This window comes from aff. Roholtiella sp. LEGE 12411 (genome assembly GCF_015206995.1).
Classification (GTDB): Bacteria; Cyanobacteriota; Cyanobacteriia; order Cyanobacteriales; family Nostocaceae; genus Komarekiella.
Genome location: NZ_JADEXR010000101.1, coordinates 1 through 21135 on the forward strand (window position 1 = coordinate 1; position 21135 = coordinate 21135).

At 40.8% G+C, this 21135-nt stretch carries 16 protein-coding genes, 1 tRNA gene and 1 riboswitch; of the genes, 7 read left to right on the plus strand and 10 right to left on the minus strand.

Annotation, left to right across the window (positions count from 1 at the left end; translation table 11 throughout):
• Window positions 1–242 precede the first annotated feature (242 nt).
• Window positions 243–812 carry a type IV pilin-like G/H family protein gene (locus tag IQ246_RS19970; protein WP_194005081.1) on the plus strand — a complete coding sequence of 190 codons (570 nt, stop codon included), beginning with the start codon at window positions 243–245 and terminating at the stop codon, window positions 810–812.
• 104 nt (window positions 813–916) lie between these two features.
• Window positions 917–3160: an O-linked N-acetylglucosamine transferase, SPINDLY family protein gene (locus IQ246_RS19975; RefSeq protein ID WP_194005082.1), complete on the plus strand. Its 2244-nt coding sequence runs from the start codon at window positions 917–919 to the stop codon at window positions 3158–3160.
• Window positions 3161–3235: 75 nt separating this feature from the next.
• Here the strand turns inward: IQ246_RS19975 and IQ246_RS19980 are convergent, their stop codons facing one another.
• The 4 genes from IQ246_RS19980 to IQ246_RS19995 form a co-directional block, all read right to left on the minus strand.
• Window positions 3236–3868 (minus strand): transposase, encoded by a 633-nt coding sequence (locus tag IQ246_RS19980; protein WP_194005083.1) that lies wholly within the window; start codon window positions 3866–3868, stop codon window positions 3236–3238.
• 80 nt (window positions 3869–3948) lie between these two features.
• The gene (locus tag IQ246_RS19985; RefSeq protein WP_194005084.1) at window positions 3949–5622 is read right to left on the minus strand and encodes a tetratricopeptide repeat protein; all 1674 of its coding nucleotides are present in this window, start codon (window positions 5620–5622) and stop codon (window positions 3949–3951) included.
• Window positions 5619–9137: a glycosyltransferase gene (locus IQ246_RS30525; RefSeq protein ID WP_244142098.1), complete on the minus strand. Its 3519-nt coding sequence runs from the start codon at window positions 9135–9137 to the stop codon at window positions 5619–5621. Before IQ246_RS30525 ends, IQ246_RS19985 begins: the two co-directional genes overlap by 4 nt.
• Window positions 9138–9204: 67 nt before the next feature.
• Window positions 9205–9600 carry a tetratricopeptide repeat protein gene (locus tag IQ246_RS19995; RefSeq protein WP_194005085.1) on the minus strand — a complete coding sequence of 132 codons (396 nt, stop codon included), beginning with the start codon at window positions 9598–9600 and terminating at the stop codon, window positions 9205–9207.
• A gap of 892 nt (window positions 9601–10492) precedes the next feature.
• Between IQ246_RS19995 and IQ246_RS20000 the strand changes: the two genes are divergently transcribed.
• Complete coding sequence (locus IQ246_RS20000; protein ID WP_194005086.1) at window positions 10493–10711, plus strand: DUF4327 family protein; 219 nt, start codon at window positions 10493–10495, stop codon at window positions 10709–10711.
• Window positions 10712–10788: 77 nt separating this feature from the next.
• On the opposite strand, the gene IQ246_RS20005 is transcribed toward IQ246_RS20000, so the two are convergent.
• From IQ246_RS20005 to IQ246_RS20020, 4 genes are all read right to left on the minus strand, one after another.
• Window positions 10789–12060 carry an FHA domain-containing serine/threonine-protein kinase gene (locus IQ246_RS20005; protein ID WP_194005087.1) on the minus strand — a complete coding sequence of 424 codons (1272 nt, stop codon included), beginning with the start codon at window positions 12058–12060 and terminating at the stop codon, window positions 10789–10791.
• A gap of 87 nt (window positions 12061–12147) precedes the next feature.
• A complete protein-coding gene (locus IQ246_RS20010) occupies window positions 12148–14106 on the minus strand; it encodes a serine/threonine phosphatase (protein WP_194005088.1) in 1959 nt (652 codons plus the stop codon).
• A 476-nt stretch (window positions 14107–14582) separates the two neighbouring features.
• On the minus strand, window positions 14583–15968 hold the full coding sequence (locus IQ246_RS20015; protein WP_194005089.1) for a PAS domain-containing sensor histidine kinase: 1386 nt from the start codon (window positions 15966–15968) through the stop codon (window positions 14583–14585).
• A gap of 209 nt (window positions 15969–16177) precedes the next feature.
• On the minus strand, window positions 16178–16786 hold the full coding sequence (locus IQ246_RS20020) for an rRNA large subunit pseudouridine synthase E (protein ID WP_194005090.1): 609 nt from the start codon (window positions 16784–16786) through the stop codon (window positions 16178–16180).
• Window positions 16787–16897: 111 nt separating this feature from the next.
• On the opposite strand from IQ246_RS20020, the gene IQ246_RS20025 reads away from it, so the two are divergent.
• On the plus strand, window positions 16898–17065 hold the full coding sequence (locus IQ246_RS20025; RefSeq protein ID WP_194005091.1) for a hypothetical protein: 168 nt from the start codon (window positions 16898–16900) through the stop codon (window positions 17063–17065).
• Between the two features lie 39 nt (window positions 17066–17104).
• A riboswitch (TPP riboswitch) is annotated at window positions 17105–17201 on the plus strand.
• 7 nt (window positions 17202–17208) lie between these two features.
• Window positions 17209–18582, plus strand: a complete 1374-nt coding sequence (thiC, locus tag IQ246_RS20030; RefSeq protein ID WP_194005092.1) for a phosphomethylpyrimidine synthase — start codon at window positions 17209–17211, stop codon at window positions 18580–18582.
• A gap of 104 nt (window positions 18583–18686) precedes the next feature.
• Here thiC and pyrE read toward each other — a convergent pair whose 3' ends face one another.
• On the minus strand, window positions 18687–19304 hold the full coding sequence (pyrE, locus tag IQ246_RS20035) for an orotate phosphoribosyltransferase (RefSeq protein ID WP_194005093.1): 618 nt from the start codon (window positions 19302–19304) through the stop codon (window positions 18687–18689).
• Window positions 19305–19405: 101 nt separating this feature from the next.
• On the opposite strand from pyrE, the gene IQ246_RS20040 reads away from it, so the two are divergent.
• A complete protein-coding gene (locus IQ246_RS20040; RefSeq protein WP_194005094.1) occupies window positions 19406–19840 on the plus strand; it encodes a hypothetical protein in 435 nt (144 codons plus the stop codon).
• 175 nt (window positions 19841–20015) lie between these two features.
• Here the strand turns inward: IQ246_RS20040 and IQ246_RS20045 are convergent.
• Window positions 20016–20088, minus strand: a tRNA-Ile gene (locus IQ246_RS20045).
• A 292-nt stretch (window positions 20089–20380) separates the two neighbouring features.
• On the opposite strand from IQ246_RS20045, the gene IQ246_RS20050 reads away from it, so the two are divergent.
• Window positions 20381–21082 (plus strand): hypothetical protein, encoded by a 702-nt coding sequence (locus IQ246_RS20050; protein ID WP_194005095.1) that lies wholly within the window; start codon window positions 20381–20383, stop codon window positions 21080–21082.
• Window positions 21083–21135 lie beyond the last annotated feature (53 nt).

A 21135-nucleotide genomic window follows, 5' to 3' on the forward strand; every position in this document is an offset into this window, starting at 1 on the left:
CAGCAGTTCCTCAGTTTGTATATCAGGAGACACCAACGAGAAATCCTTGAGATGCACCACACTCAACTTCCATGCTTGGGAACAATGCTTAATTTACATGATTTTTAGCCTTAACTGAACCGTATTGGATTATATTACGGCATCTTCTCAAACTTTTTTTCTCAAGGTGATAGGAAAGCGATCGCAACTGGGTAAGTTACATCTAGAACACCCAACTAACCCAAATCTACGGGTAAACACGTATGAAAACCGAACTAAAAGCCAAGTTTATCCAACACATTCTTCAGAAAAAAAAGGGAGATGAGGGTTTTACACTCATTGAACTACTAGTAGTAATTATTATCATCGGTATTTTATCTGCGATCGCATTGCCCGCTTTCCTCAACCAAGCAAACAAAGCCCGCGCCTCAGAAGCAAAAACCTACACAGGTTCTGTCAACCGCGCTCAACAAGCTTATCGGTTGGAAAATCCAAAATTCGTTACCGATCAAGCTTCTTTTTCCCAACTAGCACTAGGTATCAAGACGCAAACAGAAAACTATACTTATAGTCTTGATACATACGACACGGCTAAAGGTGCATCAATTATAGCTCAGCCAACAAACGACGATGCTGCTACTCTCAAAGGATACGCTGGTGCTGTCACTATTGGAGCAACAGCAGCAGCTGGAGAGGTAACTACAATAACGACTTTGGTCGAAAGTATTAATCCCCTCAAAAAAAGTGAGGCATTCCCCATAGCAGATCTTAAGGTTAAGGCTGACTCAACTGGCTTTGATATAGATGCTACTAAGATGAAAGAAATCAAGTAAACAGTTATGTAATTAATTTGCTGACAACAATTTTCTCAGCAAATTTATTCACAGGTGGGTATGTTATACCCACCTGTTTTGGCATTTATTGAAGATATACTGCTATGAACTCTGAAATTTCTCCAAATGCACTTACCCAATGGCAACAGCAAGCGCAACAGCACCTGATAGCAGACAACTACGAGCAAGCTGTTAATTTGTATGAGCAAGCAATAGAATCTCAACCCAATGTAATTTCATACTATTGGTATCTAGGCTTAATACTGCTTTTACAAGGAAAAGAAATAGAAGCACAAATGACTTGGATGCTACCACTGGCAGATGTAGAAGAAGAAAATATTCAAACTTATACACAACAATTAATTCAAATTTTACAACTAGAAGCAGAAAGACGGGAAAATTTAGAGGAATTCTCTCTCGCTTGGGTAATTCGTCAGCATATAAGAGAATTGAACAATTATGATATCAATAACCTCTTAATAATTGTTCAACTGTCCTTCAAAACAGACAATTTTCAGGAAAGAGAATTTGAAGATTTAGGAATTATTGAATTATTAAATACTCAAAAAAATATCAATTTAAATTTAAAACTATTACTGCAAGTATTGAAAAACCTATTTGAGACTTCACCATTAAATACATTATCTATAGACTTCATACAATCTTGCTTACCCTACGTTATCAATACACCAGATTTTGCTGAGATATTTTCCGCTGCTGTGATGAAAATTGGTCACACCTTTGCACAGCCAGCAACAGCAGCACGACTTTTAGAATTGTATTTAACCCAAGCCCCTAATAACCTAAAGATAATATTAGATGTATTAAGACATTTATCTCTTTTTTATCAAAATGCTAATAATTATTCTCAAGGCATAGAAAAAGCTAAGTTATGTCTTTTGTTATCTACAGAACTAGCTGACAAACTTTATGCTACTCATCTAGTATTACGGGGTCTACTGACTGCGGGTGGATATTGGGAGGAAATATGCTTAACAAGCCAACAATTAGCAGCTTTGCGACAAGAATTTATCATAGCCCAGCCGTTTGTCTTAAATGAAGCAAAAACTTTAAGTTTATTAACACCATCTTTCGCTATACCCCACCTTCAAGATAGCCCTGATAATTTTAGAAAAACTCATAATCAATTAGCAAAAATTTGTCAGAACAATCTCCGAGCTATAAATCATCAAGTCTTTGAACGTTATTTTCAAAGCATTATTAATCATCGACAAACAGCAGTTTATAACAAAAAGTTAAAAATTGGTTATGTTTCCTATGCCTTAAAAAGGCATTCTGTAGGCTGGTTGGCACGCTGGTTATTCCAACATCACAACCGTGATAAATTTGAGATATACACTTATCTGATAAATTATAATCCCCTAGATGACTTTGCACAGGAATGGTATGTAAATAAAGCTGATATAGCTAATAAGTTGGGTATAACATCCTTAGAAGTTTCCGAAAAAATATATGCAGATAAAATCGATATTCTAGTAGACTTAGATAGCATCACTCTAGATATTAGTTGTGCCGTAATGGCACTTAAACCCGCACCAATTCAAGTTACTTGGCTCGGTTGGGATGCATCTGGTATACCTGCAATTGATTACTTTATTGCTGATCCTTATGTACTACCAGATTCAGCACAAGATTATTATACAGAGAAAATCTTGCGATTGCCCCAGACTTATATAGCGGTTGACGGATTTGAAGTGGGTATCCCCACACTGCGTCGAAATGAGTTAGATATTCCTAGCAATGCTGTAGTCTATCTCAGCGCTCAGCGGGGATATAAACGTCATCCTGAAACCACAAGATGGCAAATGAAAATAATCAAAGAAGTTCCAAATAGCTACTTCTTAATTAAAGGTGATGCTGAAGAAGAAGCAATTAAACAGTTTTTCTACAAAATTGCCGCAGAAGAGGGTGTCGAGTGTTCCAGACTGCGTTTTTTGAGTCAAGATTCTTCTGAAGCTGTCCACAGAGCTAATTTAACAATTGCCGATATTGTATTAGATACATTTCCCTACAACGGAGCGACAACAACCCTAGAAACGTTGTGGATGGGTATCCCTTTAGTAACCAGAGTTGGGCAGCAATTTGCGGCTCGTAACAGCTACACCATGATGATGAATGCTGGTATCACAGAAGGCATTGCCTGGACTGATGAAGAATATGTAGAGTGGGGTGTGCGCTTAGGCAATGATGAGGCTTTACGACAGCAGGTAGTTCTAAAACTCAAAGCATCGCGACAAACAGCACCCCTGTGGAATGGCAAGCAATTTACCCGTGAGATGGAGAAAGCTTACGAGCAGATGTGGCAAAGGTATATTGAAGAAAAATAAGCTCGTAGTGAGGGCTAAAGCCCTCAAAATTGATGTTAATAAGAGCTGAAGCGCAGACTACGAAAGTTACGAACGTTATAAATTATCCCAGTCTTTGCCATAATCTCGCACTAGGTACTGAGTCCAACAATCACGCAGCCATTGCCGTCCACAAGCTTGTAAATACCAGTGAACACTACTTTCAACCCAGTCATAAGGAGATTTCACTAAACCATGTTTAACTGGGTTGTAATGAATATAGTTAACAGTTGTATAGTAATGTCTTTCAGATCGAATAGCGCGATCACTCCAACGATACCAAATTTTTCTCTTAGTTACATTGTCCTCTATATTCCACTGTCGAGAAACCGCACCATGTATTCTGCGAAATAAATAACTTAATACATTAAAATTGTCAACATTAACCAGTAGATGGTAGTGATTAGGCAAAACAACCCAAGCACAAATTTTTAAGTTCGTAGTGGGCGCTTCAGCGCTACTCTCTTCATTTCCACTGACACCAAACTTATCAAATATCATATCTAAAAGTTGCTGACGCCGAGATGCAGTGTGTATATGACACTTATGCTCATAACAAGCTACCGTTAACAAGTAAAATTGCCTATCTCGTACTTCATGTGGCGGTGAGTGGGGTGGATAACCCCGGCTTAGACGATATTCAACTAATTCAGCTTTTTGTTCTGCTGTGAGTTTGCGGTATTTATACATAGATTTTTAAGCACTGAAGTGCTTACTACAAACAATCCAAAAGTTTGTATTGAGGACTTTAGTCCTTTTTAATTACAAATTTAAGCACTGAAGTGCTTACTACAAACTTGTTTATAAAAGGTTTCTAAACCAGCAACACAGGCTTTATCGTCAAATAGACGGTTGTGATTTTGGCTCACTCGTTGTGCTATGATGCGTCGCAAAGCTGGGTCTAGTCCTAATTTAATAGCAATATTGATATATTCTGTTTCGTTTTGAGCGATGGTGTCTGTCACACCTAGCATTTTCAGAAAGCTATAAGAGTGACGACCTCGCATAAATTCTCCTGGACAGGTGACGATAGGGAGATTGCAAGCGATCGCTTCTAGGGTAGTATTACCACCAGACCAAGTGAATGTATCTAGATAAACATCTGAAAGTAAGTTAATCATCAGATAGTCTAGTCGCTCTGGAATGGTGAGAAATATGCAGTAATCTTCACTGTTCAAACCAATAGCAGCAAAAGCACGTTTGAGACGTGACTGAAGTAAACCACCACGCAGAAATACGAATTTAGCTTGTGGAACACAGTGAGCAATTTCCGCAAAAATAAAATCATATTGCGGTAGGTATTTAAAAGGAGCTTGACAACATAAATATATAACTGCATCATTTGGTAACTGAAAATCTGAACGGGTTTTAATCACTGGTGGAATGTTTGGCTTTGGGTAAGAAACACCAATATTAGGCAAACGAATTAATTTTTCGGAATAATATTCTTGGGCATTTTCCGGTTCCATTAACTCACTAGATAAGAAGTAATCAATTGTGGGTAAACCAGTTGTTACCGGATGTCCCCAAGCTGTACATTGCACAGGTGCAAGCCGCAGACCAGCCATTTGCATAGTTTGCGGGTTCATCCCAATTTCAGGAAAGACTAAAATGTGCAATTTATCAGCAATTATCTGTTCACAGGCTGCTGACAAATTATGATGAATATGGTGAAAAACATCACTATATTCTTGAAATTGTTGGGTAATTGCATCTGGCTCATTTCCTATGTAATAACAATAAATTTCAAAGATTGAGCGATCGCAATAACGCAGCCAGCCAGTTAACCAAAGTGTTCCACTATAAGAATGTAGATAATGTGAAATATAACCAATACGAATTTTATTATTAAGCTTAAGTTTAGGCGTAGATAAAGGAATGACCCATTGTGGATAGTTAGCTGCCATAATTTTATGTACTAACTTTCCATACTTCCGTTGCAAATCTATATCATTTTGTGCTTGATATGATAGGTAAAAGTTAGTGAGGCGACCGATACCTAATAAGGCACTATTTTTTTCTTTCGTAGTTTTAAGAGATGTTTGCTGAACTAAATCTTGCAGTCCTTGAGTAAAACGCTGACGATAAAAGTTAATTTCCTCTTGATTTTCGTAGATTGATGGGACTATTAAATATCTGAGGATTTTAAAAGTGTAATCATTAGGTAAGCATTCGTTAGCCTTTTCTGAACTTGCAATTGCTTCTTGAATATGTCCATTTCGCCGCAAATCGATAATTAGTGAAAAATGCAACCTTCCTTCTGTAGGATAAAGTTGAATTCCTTGCTGGAGAGTATTAAAATATTCTTGTAGTAGGTTTAACTGTCTATAGCAATAGCTTAAGTTCCAATAAATATCTGCATTACCTGATTGGATTTCTAGGAGTTTTTGATATTGGGCGATCGCTTCTTTCCATTTTCCCTCAAAAAATAATTTATTGCTCAAGCAAAAAAAAACTGTTCAGCTTGTGCTTCGCTAAAAACTTCTATTTCGTAAGATATAAGAGTTTCTGCTTTTGCTTGACTCAATGCGTTTGTATCTTCGTATTCTAAAATAATTCTTGCATGTATGCGAGGTAGCAAAGCTTCCCACTGAATATCAGCCAATTTTGCCACTAAAGAAACTTCTAAACCCTCGGTAATATCTAAATCTTCTTGCACCAAAAGATTCATAGCTACGCTGGATAAAAACATTTCTGCATCCTCAGCAGAAATGCTACCAGTATTGATCAGTAGAGTAGTTTTTTCACTATTAGGATGAATTGATATTATCCTAATTACTCGTTCCAATTCTAAACCGATTAATTCTTCTGGTTGCGACCAATCTGGGAAAACAATTAAATTAATCTCCTTGAGATTTAAAGCCACAAGAGTAGCATCAATCAAAGCAGAACTTACAGACTGCGCCATTTGTGCCCAGGAGAATTTTTTCGCCTGTGCTAAACCCGCGGTGATTAATGAGGTACGAACACCAGGCTTTTGCACCTCACAAAGCGCATTTACTAGTTCATCTACATCATCATGATTCACATATATAACTGCTTCTCCTGCTACTTCTGGAATTGAGGCATTAGGGCAAGTAATTACAGGACAACCACAAGCCATTGCTTCAATAATAGGCATTCCAAAACCTTCATATTTTGAAGGATAAACTAGTGCTACAGCACCAGAGTAAGCTGTTATTAACTCTTCATCACTTAGTTGCAGCATATAGACAACACTACCTGATGTGTAGGCTCTAAACTCAGGTGCTAATAAACCTCCACTTCCCGTAAAGACAATATCAAATCCGTAGCTACTGGTAAGTTGTGAAAAAGCTTGGAAGAATAAAGTACTATTTTTATAACCACTTCCACCACCAACTAAAATAAAGTACGGTTTTGTAATCCCGTATTTCGATTTTAAAGCGTTAACTTCTTCAGTTTTAGCTGGCGAAAAAGTGCTTTTAACTCCACAATGAGCTACGGTGACAGAATTTACAGGTATATCAGTAAAACAGCTTACCAGGTCATGTGCTGTATGTTCTGATATTGCTATGTAACCAGATGCATGTTGAATAGCCTTATGCTTTTCTCGCCACATAGGATTATTCATATTCCATCCCATTACTTCTGGAATCATGTCATAAGCCATGAACACAGAAGGTGTTGTAGTGGGTGTTGTATAGTAAGAAGAAATAAATAAATCTGCACCTTCTTCATCGCAAAGTTGCTGTAGCATTTCCCGATCATTATCAGTGTTATTGTAGTCATAATGTGGGACGCTGCGATATCTAATACCAGGAATTTTAGGAGCAGTTTCAGCACGATCAAGTATAACAATATGCTTACCAAAACCGTTGTTTGCCCATTCTTCTAGTAAAGATTTCCATACACGAGCTATACCAGTTTGGTAGAGTTGGAAAAATACACCGTCAATAATAATTGCTAGTGGTAATTTTGGATAATATTGTAATTTTTGAAACCACACCCCAGTGTAGTCAATCTGATGAAGAATAAATTGATTCTCTTTTAGGCGCTCAAACTCATTTACTGCTTTTTTACAACCTTCCCAATGACCGTAGTCATCTACTTGAATCATGCCATTAGGAACAACATAATGTTGTAAATGCTTTGGTAAATTCCAGGTAATTTTTGGATCAGGCTGATGTTTCACTGGCTCAACATTCCCACGCCAAGCAACCCCCATAATTTGCATGGTTTGGTAGACCATTGTGTTCCAACCCTTTTGCTTGAAGTAGTCTAAACCTTCGGCTACATCAGGGGAATTTAAATCATGAAATATGATTAAGGCATCCGCTTCTGCTAATTGTTCGCAGAGAATTGCATCATTGAGTGGCCCTGGTGCTTCATGATCTCCGTCAATAAAAATCAACGACCACTTGCGTTGTAATTTTTCTGCTAACTCCTCTACCTTTTGTGGGCTATAACCACTTACTAAATTAATTGAGTCAAGAACGCCAGCGGCTTGAAGCGAATTATTCACACTTTCAAAAATATCTTCTCTAGCTAATAGAGGGTCAATTACATCTAACTCCATTCCGGCTAACCCTATATGACAAGCAGACCAACCAAGCCAGCAACCAATCTCTAAAGCTTTTTTGCCCTTAAACATGAGGGCAGTATTATAAAGAATATGAGCTTCATCTCGACTGAGAAATCCCACAGTTGCTTGTCGCTTATCTACATACCAGTTATGGGGAATTTCACGGCGCAAGTAAATCCATCCGCAAGTCTTTGTATCACCTACAATCATATTAGTAAAAGCTTGGTCAGGTCGGATAACTTTAAAACCAGGTGAAACATAATCTCCATCTGGGAGTAATGCGTGCTCAATCACTTCCACTGTTTCCTTGATCATCCGTTCTTCCCTAAACAGTTCTTCTGCTCTTTGCTTGCAAGCCTGACCAATAGACTGGCGTAATTGCGGATTTATCGCCCAGTCTTCAATAGTTGTCACCAATTCTTGAACTGTGGCTTGTGGATCAATTTTAGGATCAGTAAGTAATTTTCCAGTCTCACCCAATTCTTCAGGAATTCCACTCACTGCTGAAGCAATAACTGGTAATCCTTTTGCCATTGCTTCCATGACACACAATGGCATTCCTTCTAATTGAGAAGGAAAAACAAAAATATCAGCAGCATTTAACCAATCTGAAACGTCAGGACGCTGTCCCAAAAAAATAACTTTTTTGTTTATCCCTAGTAGTCTAATTACTTCTTTTAGTTCTGTTTCAAGTTGCGGATCAAAAATACCAGCACCTGCCCAAACAAAGTAAAGTTGAGTCCACACTGAGCTTTCTAGGAGCTGCTTAATTGCCTCTAGTTGGTACTGATAGCCTTTTCGGTTCTCTATACGAGCAGCAGTAAAGCAGACTACAGCATCTGAGGGAATACTAAGCGATTGACGTAGGCTTTCGCGCACAGACAAATCACAAGCAGTGAAATATTCCGAAGGTCGCCCGTAATAAATGACTTGTCCTTGATATTTAGGCAGCCTAAAGAGTTTATATAATAAATTTAAGTTATCAGAGGAAACAGCAATTACTGACTTGGCTTTAATATATTGATGGGATAGTTCATTTAAGTATGCAGCATAGTGATCTGCTAAATGAGGCTCAACAAGACCTTCAACAACGATGTAGGGAATATTTAGTTGTATGGCAATTTGCTTTATAGGTAAATTAGCAAAGGGATTAGTGTTACTACAAACTATTACATCCGGTCTATTGCCTGATTTCGTGAGGATACGCGGTAAATTTTGAACTGTGTGATCGTCTAGCCATAGATGTTGAATGCCTAACTTTTCTTGATAACAAATTAATCTATCATAAAATGTTTTTGGTTGTAGACAAGTGATTTGATAACCTAGTTTTATTAAACCACATAACAGTGAGTGATTATATTGTGCAACTCCACCAAATCCTGGATCTTGTGTAGACAATAAAATATGTTTATTCATAGTTTTTAATGTACTTTAATAGTTGAGATTCAACCAATAAATTTAGCTTTTTGATAAGAGTAAATTTTTAGCGATCGCGATTATCTTCTTGCTTCTTAATCTGCTCTAATACAACTTTGTAATCTTGCCGTTTAGGATGCAGCTTTACCAACTTCTCCAAAAGTTCCATCGCACCCTTAGCATTCTTCAATTGCAGCCGCAACAAAGACAGTTTCTCTAAAGCAACTTGGTTTTCTGGTTCTCGCTGTAAAATTAGCTCGTAACCCCGCGCCTGTTGCTGTAATACTGACTCAGCAGACGCAGTTACTGACTTAGGATGTTGACTAGCCTGTTGTATTGCAGGAATTACTGCAAATACCGTAGAACCAACGAACGACACAATTGACACTATTGTCACAATCTTTTTTCGCCGCTCTATTCTCTTACGGCGAGCAATTACGTATTCTTCTCCTGAACCAGGCATGTCTCAATAGCTGCTATGGTAAATACTTAGGTGACAGCTAGCCTCCCATCATGAAGATACCCACCCGCTCAACAGAAACTATCATCTTAGCTGCAAATTTTTTACACAAAATTCCAAGGCTGACTCTGAATATAAGGCAGCTTTATGGTAATGCAATAATGCACCGATCATTTGGTCATGCGATCGCCTCTATGCTACCAAGGCTTTTTCTTTGAGCAAAACCCTTCAGATGTGTTTCTTACAGGCTTTATTCTCTAAACAGAGTATTAAATATATATAAAGTTTTGCAATGAATATGTCTAATTACAGATGTTTGCGGTAATGTAAAAAGCGTTTAAATCAAAATGAACGGCAAATATTTCAGGACTTACGTAAGTGTCATATTTTTTTCGTTGAGGTTGTCCAAAGTCAAAGGTCAAAAGTCCAAAAAACCTTGATTTTTGACCCTTGACCCTTGACTCTTATACCAGAAGCCTTATGTGCCAGTTGCGTAAGTCCTATATTTCAAGTTAATTGCAAATTTTACTGTTAGTCAAAAACATTCAAGGTAGCTTGGACTCCGGAGTTTTTTCAACAAGCAGATATATTTTGAGGACTAAAATAAATAAAATTTACGACTCATGTTTGAGCACGCTATGAGTGCAACCTCCCCCAGGGCTAATTTGTTGGCTTGGCGTCGATGATCACTGCTCTAGGAAATTGGAGTTTTCTGGTGGTGATTACCGTACAAAACTGAAATTAAGAGCAAATGAGTAGAGTTTGTTATGGTATAGTTAGAAAGTTAAGACTTGCTTTACCAAAATACAGCACTCTACGGGCCGGCAACAATTGCAAAACGGAAAGCAGTTTTGATTAAGTATTTACCAAACAAAATCAGAATTTAATTGAGGTTATGACTCAGCAAGTGATTCACCCAATGGTGAAATTGCAGCGTAACGTGCAATCACTCCTGGAATCGAATATTATCAAGCCAACCGATAGTATCTGGAAAATTGCCTTACTCTACGGCAATGAATGGCAGCACTGGAAGCAAGAACTGCTTGACTTTGGATTTAGTATGCAAGATCCCATAAGCGAATTGCTAGCTGTAGAAGCTTGGGATGAAGAGTAGAAACTGTGGATGAGAAGAATGAGGAAGAACAATAGTTCGCTTGCTCCCCCATCTCCCGCTACTCTTTTATCTCTACTTTATTGGCAAGCAGCTAATGCGGCAGCCAACTGCTTCGCAGTTTGGTAGCGATCGCGTGGCAATGGTTCTGTAACTCTGTCAATAATATCTCTTAATTGGGAATTAATAGTAGGAATCTTTGCCACATCAAATCTAAAATTTCGCCCTCGTTGGCGGTAATACCTGAAAGGGTTTTCGCCGGTAAGCAAAAAAATCAGCGTTGGCCCAATTGCATACAAATCAGATTGAGTCAAAGGTTGTCCGCGTTCTTGTTCAGGAGCACAGTAACCTTCTGCACCAATACGAGTTCCAGGTGCCGTACCAATTTCCTTAACAGCGCCAAAATCCAGCACAACTATACGATTATTGAAATTTCGCACCATCAGGTTAGCGGGTTTGATATCGCGGTGAATTAGTGGAGGTTCTTGGCTATGAAGATAGTCTAAGATATCACAAGTTTGAATCATCCAGGCGATCGCTTGGTTTGGTGTCACTGGCCCAGTCGTATAAACACGTTTTTCTAAATCTTGTCCGTGGATTAACTCCATTGCCAAGTATTTTTTTCCGCCTTCTACAAAAAAGTCGTAATACTTGGGAACTCCAGGATGGTTAAGGGATTTGAGAGTGTGGGCCTCCCGCTCAAATAATTCTTGAGCTTTGGCAATTCTAACCATATCAGCATTCATTTGCTTCAGCACCAGGAGTTGAGGGATACCCGCAATCACACCTGCTGCATCCCAAGCAAGATAAGTAGTACCCATACCTCCTTGTCCCAGAGTTCGTAACACCTGATAGTAGCGAATAGTATGTTGTACTGAGAGTGCTTGACCACAGTGGATGCAAAACAAATTATTTGCAGAGTTTCCTTCGTGCGTGCAAGTGCTTGAAAGGTTATTCTTTGAGGAGAGTGTTGCAGTAGCGTTTTCCACTGTCCCTTGAATCTTTTGCGATCGCAACCAAGCCTCAGATGTTGCTAGCTTCTGGATTTGGAATTGCAATAATGAGCCTCCCTGCGCTAGTTGCAGGAGGGAATTATCTGGTAATAAACTTTGAGTAACAAGAACGCCGTTGAGAAAAGTCCCATTTGTACCTGTACTAGTTACCTTCCAAGAAACGCCGTTGCTCATAGAACTGACTTGCCTAAGTTCTAAATGATGCCGTGAAACCAAACTATCATCCAAAACAACGTGATTATCCGCTGCTCGGCCAATCCGAATCACAGAGGAGTTTTCAAAGCACCACTGCTTGAGCGGCGTTTTTTGTTGCGGTTCCAACAGTGTCAGAGTAACCACAATACGACCTAAAAGGTGAAAGGATTAAGCATCTGGAATTGGGCATTGAGCATTGGGAATTAACCTATGCACCGTGCCCCATTTGTTTTAACTTTCCAGATTTGGGCGCACTTTTGCCCGGATTAGTATACCAGTAATGTTGTCATGACCATTGTATTGGTTTGCCAAATCAATTAAGTCTGTGACGCCTCGCTCCAGATTAGCGCCAGAACTAAGCAAGGGTTCTAAGTGAGTCTGCCAATGGATTTCCAGTAAATTATTATCTGATAAACCATCGGATGCCAGAAGCACAAGAGTATCTTCATTGATCTCGAAAAACTCCACATCGGGATTGATCGAGTGTCTGTCACGGGGCCCTAAGGCTTGGGTAAGTTGATAGGCATCCGGGCGGGCGTAAGCTATGCTCTGCTCAACTCCTCTGGCTATTTCTCGTTGACCAACTTCGTGATCTACAGTGATTTGTTCCAGTCCTTGCTTGCGCGTCAGGCGGTAGAGGCGACTATCTCCCACATGAGCAACTGCTGCTTGATTGCCTTGAATTAAGAGTATTACCAGAGTTGTACCCATGCGCCCGACTCCAGAACGGGCATCTTGTTGATTGAGTTCGTAAATTGCTTCATTAGCTAAATACACTGCCTCACGAATGCTATGTTCTGTTGGTAGTTGGTTAGTAATCCAGTGTTGTTGAAAGTATTGCCGCAGGGTGTTGACTGCTAATTCACTAGCTACCTCGCCACCGGCGTGTCCGCCCATACCATCGCAGAGAATATATAAACCCTGTGCTTGGAGGACGCGACTTTTGGGAAATTCCAGCTTGTGAATTTTGGTTTCAATGCCAAAGAAGTCTTCGTTATGATCACGTTGTCGCCCTACATCTGTACGTCCTGCATCTTCTAAGCTGCTTAATTGCATCGAGAGCACGATTGTCGGCAGATCGTCAGTTCTGGTATTGATATCTTCTAGCTCATCTAATTGCATGATTGTAGACGCGGTGGAATGTTCCTCCTCCGTTGGGGGAATTGCAGTTTCGGGTGCTTCCAATTCTAAAGAAATCACCTCCAAACGCGATCGCAACTGGGCGATCGTCTCAATCTTACCTAGCTCTAAATCCCCCAACATCTGGACTACAGAACCAAATTGAGTACGTTGAGATTGTCTAAATAGCGCCTGCCAAACTCGCCCCAAAGCTTGGATTGTTAACGGCGGTTCTTGTTGTATTTTGGCATTTTCTGACGATTCAGTTGTAGGCTGAGAATTCAACGGTTCCAGATATAACTGTCTTAGCGCTAGTGTTTGGTCTTCATCCAAGCGCAAATTCGACAGATATAAAAGACTTTGACCACAACCTACTGGTTCCAGTACTGCCCAGAGTTGGGTCATCTGATAACACCAGTGTAAAAGTTGTAACGAGTTCGTTGTCTCTTCTTGCCACAGATCAAGTAAACACTGCCAATCCGAGCGGTCTTCAATTAGTACCACTTGCGTATCACCCTGCTGCCATGCATCGTGAATTAACGGTATTTCTGGGTGAGTTTGAGATTGTAAGTCAATATAGAGTTTAGCAAGGCTAGGAATTTCGCTTACTCCCTCTGATAGTGTTACCACTCCCTGTTGCTGATTTCCTAGCACTGCCTCCATGAGTGATATTTCATACGGTTTACAGTCTAAAACTCGCACACACACTTCAGTATGAGTTGCAATTTCCTCTTGACTTAACGGCGGATCTAACAATTGATAACGCTGCTGAGAGTCTAAATAAGAGCCAACCAGCAGTTCATAATTAGGAGCCAGAGAAGATAAAGAGGATAAGGTAGAATTTTCTCCCTCATCTACCCCCCCTACTCTCTGCACTACCGAAGCTTTCTTGGCAATAATTGCCCACCACACTGTTCCGCACAGCGCGCCACAGTTATGACAACTTTGTGCATCTACAGGTATTTCAGTACTGCATTCAGGACAAAATTTGTGGGTCAGAGACGTACCACAGCTTTGACAAAACTTGTTGGTATTGGGATTTTCAAATTTACACTGAGGGCAAATCAGCATAGTGGAAGTTCCTTAATTCCCGTTCCAAAGTGCTTCTAGCCACTAAGATCCAAAGTGCCACAATTGGCTACCCCTGCCTACATGAGACCTACAAGAGATTGTGGTTTCACCAGTGAATTTTGGTGGCAGTATTAATTGTGACGCATATTAGCTAAATATTGTCAGATATTGGCAGTTAATTCCTCACAAATGCGAGACGCAAGGAAGGAGTGGGGTAGGGGAGAGAGTGAAGCAAGGGGGAGAAATTTTATATTTTAACTAATTTCAGCAGAAGTCCCACGCCTCACTCTTAGGAGCGTGGGACGACAGTCGCCTGCGACGGGAAACCCGTCTACAGCGCTGGCTCATGAATGCGAGTGAGTTGACGACTGTCCTCTGACCGATATTGAGCGTAAGCGAAATCAAGGAAGAGGACACCCCTTGTCTGTTCATCTCCCCATCTCCCCCTTCTATTCTGTTATTCTGTGCCTCACTTTTCATTTACTCGCTAATTGGATAATAAAACAGGTACGGTTTGAACCACTTTCAACCTCAATTGTTCCTCCCATCTGCTTAGTGAGTTTTTCTACCAATGCTAGCCCTAATCCAGTGCCACCCTGCTTCCAAGGATCGTTACTGGGAATTCGGTAGAATTTATCGAAAATGCGTGCTAATTCAACAGCAGGAATTTCTACACCAGAATTAATCACTTGAAATTGGATATTCTGAGATTTTAGTTGAGCGCTCACGGTAATTTCTGCATTTGGTGGGCTGAATTTACAAGCATTGGTGAGCAGTTCTATCAAGATACGTTCTAGACTAAATGGATCGCAGGCCAGTAGTGGAAGATTCGGAGCTACTTTGAGGTGTAAATTTTGCTGATAGGAGTTGTTTTGTGCTTTAAATAGCTCTACCACACGCCAAAGCCATTGCTGCACTTGAATTGTTTCCAGTACCCAGGATTTAGCGCCTGTATCCAGCCGTTGCAAATCCAGGAAGTTATTAATTAGATTAATTTCTCGCTCACACTCGTTATCTAAAATTTCAAAATAGCGGGCCGCTTTTGAGCGTTCTGCTTGTGGTTTTGCCATTTCTGACAAAAAGTTTTGCTCTTGATGGAGTGCGATTCCTAGCATTTGAATCGCCATTTTCATATTAGTTAGTGGGGTGCGTAGTTCGTGAGAAACTGTGTTAATAAATTCATTTTTTAGGCGTTTGAGGCTTTCCATTTCCTCTAACTGCGATCGCGCCGCTTCTTGAATCCGTTCCAAAGCGCTTTCTGGAAATTTGTGCTCTGTGATGTCAGCGGTATTAGCAATAGTATGAAAACCTTGTTCGCCTTCTCTTAAATGGTCATCCGCTTGCTTATCAGCTGTGATATCCTCGCAAACCATCAAAATAACTGGCTTTTTGTCATGATTTCCTTCTTCAGCAGGCAATATCCGCACCACGGCTCTTACCCAGACAATCTTACTGGCAGGGCAATTCAAGCGAAATTCCCAATTAGTAACTTCATTATTAGGCAAAGCCTTCAACAAGTCTTTAAATGCATCAGATAGCTTTTGTTGATCTGATTGCTCAAACAAGTTACAAACAGGCTTATTGATCAATTGTTCAGAAGTATAACCAAGACAATTTGCACCGAAATGATTTACAGACAAAATTATTCCCGTCGCATCCAAACTGAAGTACACAGAGGGAATATTTTCATAAAGCCTACGAAACCACTGAAGTTCCTCTTGAGTACGACGCAGGGTTTCTGCTGTGCAAAGTTCTGAATCGGTGGCTCGTTCAGACAATAATTCTAGGCGCGTAGGTATTGTAGACAGGATATCTTGTTGTTGGCGATTGTGATGCCAGATTGATTGTTGATTACGGCTCATAAAACTTAAACTTGCACACAAGCGCTGATCTTTCCTAAATAGGAATAAAGAAATAACATCATACTGCTTTTGACTGAAATTGTGTCAAAATCCATCTATCAATACTTATGTAAAGATAATAATCGATACTTTTTGGTTCTTTAATTAATAGGTGAAAGCTAAATTATTAAAGACATTTACTAGCCAGAATACTTGCCAAAATGGCATTTTTATTTTGAATTGCTTCCATTTGTTTTAGGGAAATTATCCAACCATTTGAATTCAGATGGCGTCAGGTCACGCCATTGACCCGGGTGTAATCCATCCAGTTGTAGGTGGGTGATGCTCACCCTGACCAATCGCAAGGTCGGAAAACCAACAGCCGCAGTCATTCGCCGCACTTGGCGGTTTTTACCCTCTGTTAAAGTCATTTCTAGCCAGGCTGTCGGTACATTTTTGCGGAATCTAATTGGCGGTGTGCGATCGCACACTGGTGGTTCTTGTGACAATAGCCTCACTTTGGCTGGTAGAGTGCGGTAATTTTGAATTTCCACACCTGTTTGCAACTTGTTTATAGCATCTGCATCAGGAATGCGCTCTACTTGCACCCAGTAAGTACGTTCGTGCCCAAACCGAGGATGAGCAAGGCGATGTTGCAATTGTCCGTCGTTCGTTAACAGCAGTAACCCTTCACTGTCCCAGTCCAGACGTCCCACAGGATACACATCGGGCACATCGATATAGTTTTTCAGGGTGCTATGTTTGGGCGATTCCTGTGTAAACTGGCTAAGAACACCGTAGGGTTTATGAAAAATAATATATTTATAGTGATTTGTCATTTGTTATTAGCCAGAAACAAACACCTGACAACTAACTTGCCAATTCATGCTAAGCAAAATTATGCAAGAGTTTAGGCATCATCATAAAAACCATAGAATGAAGAGTCAATTATGCCAAGTTCTAAAATGTCTCGGCGGTCTTTCTTCTTTCTGAGAGGTGCTGCCCTAGTGCAAGAATTGACATTGGCACTCCCCCTGTCGTACCTACTCGTTAGCAGCTTTTGGTTGAGGGGTGCAAGAGGGGCGATCGCTCTGTCACAACTCAGGAATAATTGTTAACTCCCTTGCTCCCAGCCACAAGTAAAGTGGTACAATCAACAACCATGCTAGGGGTGCCTACACAATCAGGCTGAGATCACACCCTTAACACCTGAGTCTGGGTAATACCAGCGGAGGGAAGCTGTTTATAGAGGATTTCTAATATGCGGACAGAATGGGTTGCCAAGCGGCGTGGGCAGAGCAATGTATCTCAGATGCACTATGCCCGCCAAGGTGTTATCACCGAAGAAATGCATCATGTCGCCCAACGGGAAAATCTTCCCGCCGATCTCATTCGTGAGGAAGTGGCGCGGGGGCGAATGATTATCCCTGCTAACATTAATCACACGAACTTAGAACCGATGTGCATTGGCATCGCCTCCAAATGTAAGGTAAATGCCAATATCGGCGCTTCGCCCAACTCTTCCAATCTTCAAGAAGAGGTCGATAAGCTGAACTTGTCGGTGAAATACGGTGCTGATACCGTGATGGACTTGTCCACAGGCGGTGGTAACTTAGATGAAATCCGCACTGCAATTATCAAGGCTTCGTCTGTTCCCATTGGCACAGTGCCAGTTTACCAAGCTTTAGAAAGCGTCCACGGCACAATCGAAAACCTGACGGCTGATGACTTTCTCCATATCATCGAAAAACATGCCCAGCAAGGGGTAGACTATCAAACCATCCACGCCGGAATTTTGATTGAGCATTTGCCCTTGGTGAGAAACCGCATTACTGGCATTGTCTCTCGTGGCGGCGGTATTCTAGCGCGTTGGATGCTACATCACCACAAACAAAATCCGCTTTACACCCACTTTCAGGACATCATCGAGATTTTTAAGAAGTACGATGTCTCCTTCAGTTTGGGGGATTCCCTGCGTCCTGGCTGTACACATGACGCCTCAGATGAAGCACAATTAGCTGAACTCAAAACTCTCGGAAAGCTAACTCGCAAAGCCTGGGAACATGACGTACAAGTGATGGTAGAAGGGCCTGGACACGTTCCAATGGATCAAATTGAGTTCAATGTCCGCAAACAGATGGAAGAGTGCTCTGAAGCACCTTTTTACGTATTGGGGCCATTGGTGACAGATATTGCTCCCGGTTATGACCATATCACTTCTGCGATCGGAGCAGCGATGGCTGGATGGTACGGTACAGCGATGCTGTGCTATGTCACACCGAAAGAACACTTGGGACTACCCAATGCTGAAGATGTGCGGAATGGGTTGATTGCCTACAAGATAGCAGCTCATGCAGCTGATATTGCTAGACATCGCCCAGGTGCAAGGGACAGAGACGATGAACTCTCTAAAGCCCGTTACAACTTTGATTGGAATCGTCAGTTTGAATTATCCCTCGACCCAGAGAGAGCCAAAGAATACCACGACGAAACTCTACCAGCAGATATCTATAAAACTGCTGAGTTTTGTTCAATGTGTGGGCCCAAGTTCTGCCCAATGCAAACCAAAGTTGACGCTGATGCGCTAACAGAATTAGAGAAGTTCTTGGCGAAAGAAAAGGTGACGCAAAGTTAACTGCTTTTTAAACGCAGAGGTACGCGGAGAAATCGCAAAGGTTCGCTAAGGGTTCCTCTGCGTTACTCTGCGCTTACCTTTGTGTTCCTTTACGTTTAAAAAAATTACTTCATCTGCTGATACCGTTGTTGAATCTCCTTGATCGAAAACAACGCCTCAAATTTCAATCCAGCAGACTGGTACAACTCTGCTCCACCTTGCTGCCGATCTACCAGTGCAATTACTTGATTTACAGTATAATTTGCTGCTTTTAGCCGTTCTACTGCTTTCAGGGCAGATTGCCCAGTAGTGACAACATCTTCCAACACCACCACTTTTGCACCTTCTGGCAAAGTTGGCCCTTCAATATAAGCCTTCGTCCCATAACCTTTTGCTTCTTTGCGAATAATCAGCGCCGGTATCGGTCGGTTTTCGTAGACAGAAACTAAGCTCACTGCTGTCACTATTGGGTCAGCTCCCAATGTTAAACCCCCAACTGCCTGAGTATCTATAGGTAGCAAAGGGAACAGTAACCGTCCAATTGCTAAAGCACCTTGGGGATGGAGTGTTACTTGCGTCTTGTTAACGTAATAAGAACTACGTAGCCCAGAAGAAAGGACAAAATCACCTTCTTGATAAGCAAGTTGGCAAAATAAATCTAGTAACTTGTGGCGCAGGGTAGTCAAATCAGCGGTAGCTGCCCAAATATCTGAGTGGGTAAGAGTTTCAGTAGGATACGTCATTACAAAGCATTAAAAGTTGTGCTACACCAAAGGTTGAACTCATCAGAGTTCTGAAATTAAGCATAAGTTAAGATTCGCCCATAAATTAAGGAGTAAGGAACATGGGTATAAAATTAAAAACTCTGGGTGGTTTATTGGTGCTAGCTGTTGGTATTGCTTTTCCCTCTGTTGCATCTGCTCAGAAGGTAACACCCAGTTATGAAACTACAAATGATGTATTTGAACGAGCTTTTTTTCGACACGATCGCAATTTTTACGAGAATGGTGGGTTCAAGCGTCAACTAGACTCGTTTCTGGGATCATCTGGTTCAGGTTTACGAAATTCCTTCCCAGAAAATGAAATTGCTCGAGATGCTGAGTTGGTTAACACTCTCTATCACGATGTCCTTACCCAGCAAGTTGGCAATGATCCCTATATTCGTACCCCTGATTTACCAAATCCTTACGACACATCGCTGTTAATGTCTCCTCGCTTGAATACCAACAAACTCAAAGTTGGGACTGAATTTCGATTTGAAACTTTACCACCTCGATAACGTCCTAGCGGTTAGTCATTAGTCGATTGTCATTTGTCAGCAACTAATGACTAAATTACCAAATTTAGTTTTATTCTTGAGGCTGAGAATACTAATGCTCAATATAATTGAGTATTACTTTGTGCCATCCATCATTAGGAGTTTAATAATAGACTGCTTGCTTTTTATAATTTAGTGCGCCCTGCTGGAATCGAACCAGCCTGAAGGCGAATTATGAGTTCGCTGCCTCCCCAATCGGCCAAAGGCGCTTGTTTGTTGGGTTTTTGGTTGGTACAAGTCAATTACTTAAACTTTAACTTAACCCTGGTCGCAAATTTTAGTCTGAGTAAACTACCTTATTCACTGGGCAAACCCAATTTCGTTATTTTAGCATGAGTTTACACCTTGTAAATACTTGAAAATAGTCCACCAAATTTTTATACTACATAATTTCACGATGAAATAGTGCAAACTAATATTTATTAAGTTCCTTGAAGGATTGAGGTAACAGCTTCAATACTCTTAAGTAGACCAGCATTCTTATGCAATAGCTTGTCAGCGATGAAACTAAATTCCACTGTACTTCTTACATTGATTTTATTAACCCTGATGTTGGGAGCCGGTTCTGTAAGCGCGTTTTTGGGATTTAATCTGGGGAGTTCAGCACTCAAAGGTATCACCACACCAGATGGTCGTCCCGCAACCAAATTTGCTAGCAATAAGACAAATAATCCCCAACAGACAGGGGTAACGCTATTAAAAGAGCAAGAGATCCTGAAAATTGTCAAGGCGCGAATTGAGGGTAAGACCAAGGCTGCTAGATCAGAAAACTTAGAGGAAGATGATGAAGAGACTAATAGCAGCAAGCAAAAACCAGAGGAAAAACCTCCAGAAGTAACTGAAGAAAAACTTCAGCCTGGTTTCCCGATTACCGCCCAGAGTGAAGGCGTAACCCTTTCTGTACAATCTGCTCGCTACTCTGGCGGTGATTTACTACTGAAAGTAAAAATGCAGAACAAAGGTACTGATTCTGTGCGCTTTCTGTATAGTTTTTTGGATGTCACCGATGACAAAGGGCGAACTCTAAGCGCTAGTACAGAAGGTTTGCCAGCAGAATTGCCTTTAAATGGGCCAACATTTTCAGGTACAGTGAGTATTCCCACAGCTTTACTAGATGATGTGAAGAAGGTATCACTGGCTCTAACTGATTATCCTGCTCAAAAATTGAAGCTAGAGGTATCCGATATTCCTATAGATAGGTAGGAGGAGTCTGGGGACTGGGGATTGGGGACTGGGTACTGGGGACTGGGTATTGG

Bases quoted from the DNA above. Each gene is read 5' to 3' on its own strand.
- IQ246_RS19970 (WP_194005081.1), top strand. From the start codon at position 243: ATGAAAACCGAACTAAAAGCCAAGTTTATCCAACACATTCTTCAGAAA.
- IQ246_RS19975 (WP_194005082.1), top strand. From the start codon at position 917: ATGAACTCTGAAATTTCTCCAAATGCACTTACCCAATGGCAACAGCAA.
- IQ246_RS19980 (WP_194005083.1), bottom strand. From the start codon at position 3,868: ATGTATAAATACCGCAAACTCACAGCAGAACAAAAAGCTGAATTAGTT.
- IQ246_RS30525 (WP_244142098.1), bottom strand. From the start codon at position 9,137: ATGAATAAACATATTTTATTGTCTACACAAGATCCAGGATTTGGTGGA.
- IQ246_RS19995 (WP_194005085.1), bottom strand. From the start codon at position 9,600: ATGCCTGGTTCAGGAGAAGAATACGTAATTGCTCGCCGTAAGAGAATA.
- IQ246_RS20000 (WP_194005086.1), top strand. From the start codon at position 10,493: ATGACTCAGCAAGTGATTCACCCAATGGTGAAATTGCAGCGTAACGTG.
- IQ246_RS20010 (WP_194005088.1), bottom strand. From the start codon at position 14,106: ATGCTGATTTGCCCTCAGTGTAAATTTGAAAATCCCAATACCAACAAG.
- IQ246_RS20015 (WP_194005089.1), bottom strand. From the start codon at position 15,968: ATGAGCCGTAATCAACAATCAATCTGGCATCACAATCGCCAACAACAA.
- IQ246_RS20020 (WP_194005090.1), bottom strand. From the start codon at position 16,786: ATGACAAATCACTATAAATATATTATTTTTCATAAACCCTACGGTGTT.
- IQ246_RS20025 (WP_194005091.1), top strand. From the start codon at position 16,898: ATGCCAAGTTCTAAAATGTCTCGGCGGTCTTTCTTCTTTCTGAGAGGT.
- thiC (WP_194005092.1), top strand. From the start codon at position 17,209: ATGCGGACAGAATGGGTTGCCAAGCGGCGTGGGCAGAGCAATGTATCT.
- pyrE (WP_194005093.1), bottom strand. From the start codon at position 19,304: ATGACGTATCCTACTGAAACTCTTACCCACTCAGATATTTGGGCAGCT.
- IQ246_RS20040 (WP_194005094.1), top strand. From the start codon at position 19,406: ATGGGTATAAAATTAAAAACTCTGGGTGGTTTATTGGTGCTAGCTGTT.
- IQ246_RS20050 (WP_194005095.1), top strand. From the start codon at position 20,381: ATGAAACTAAATTCCACTGTACTTCTTACATTGATTTTATTAACCCTG.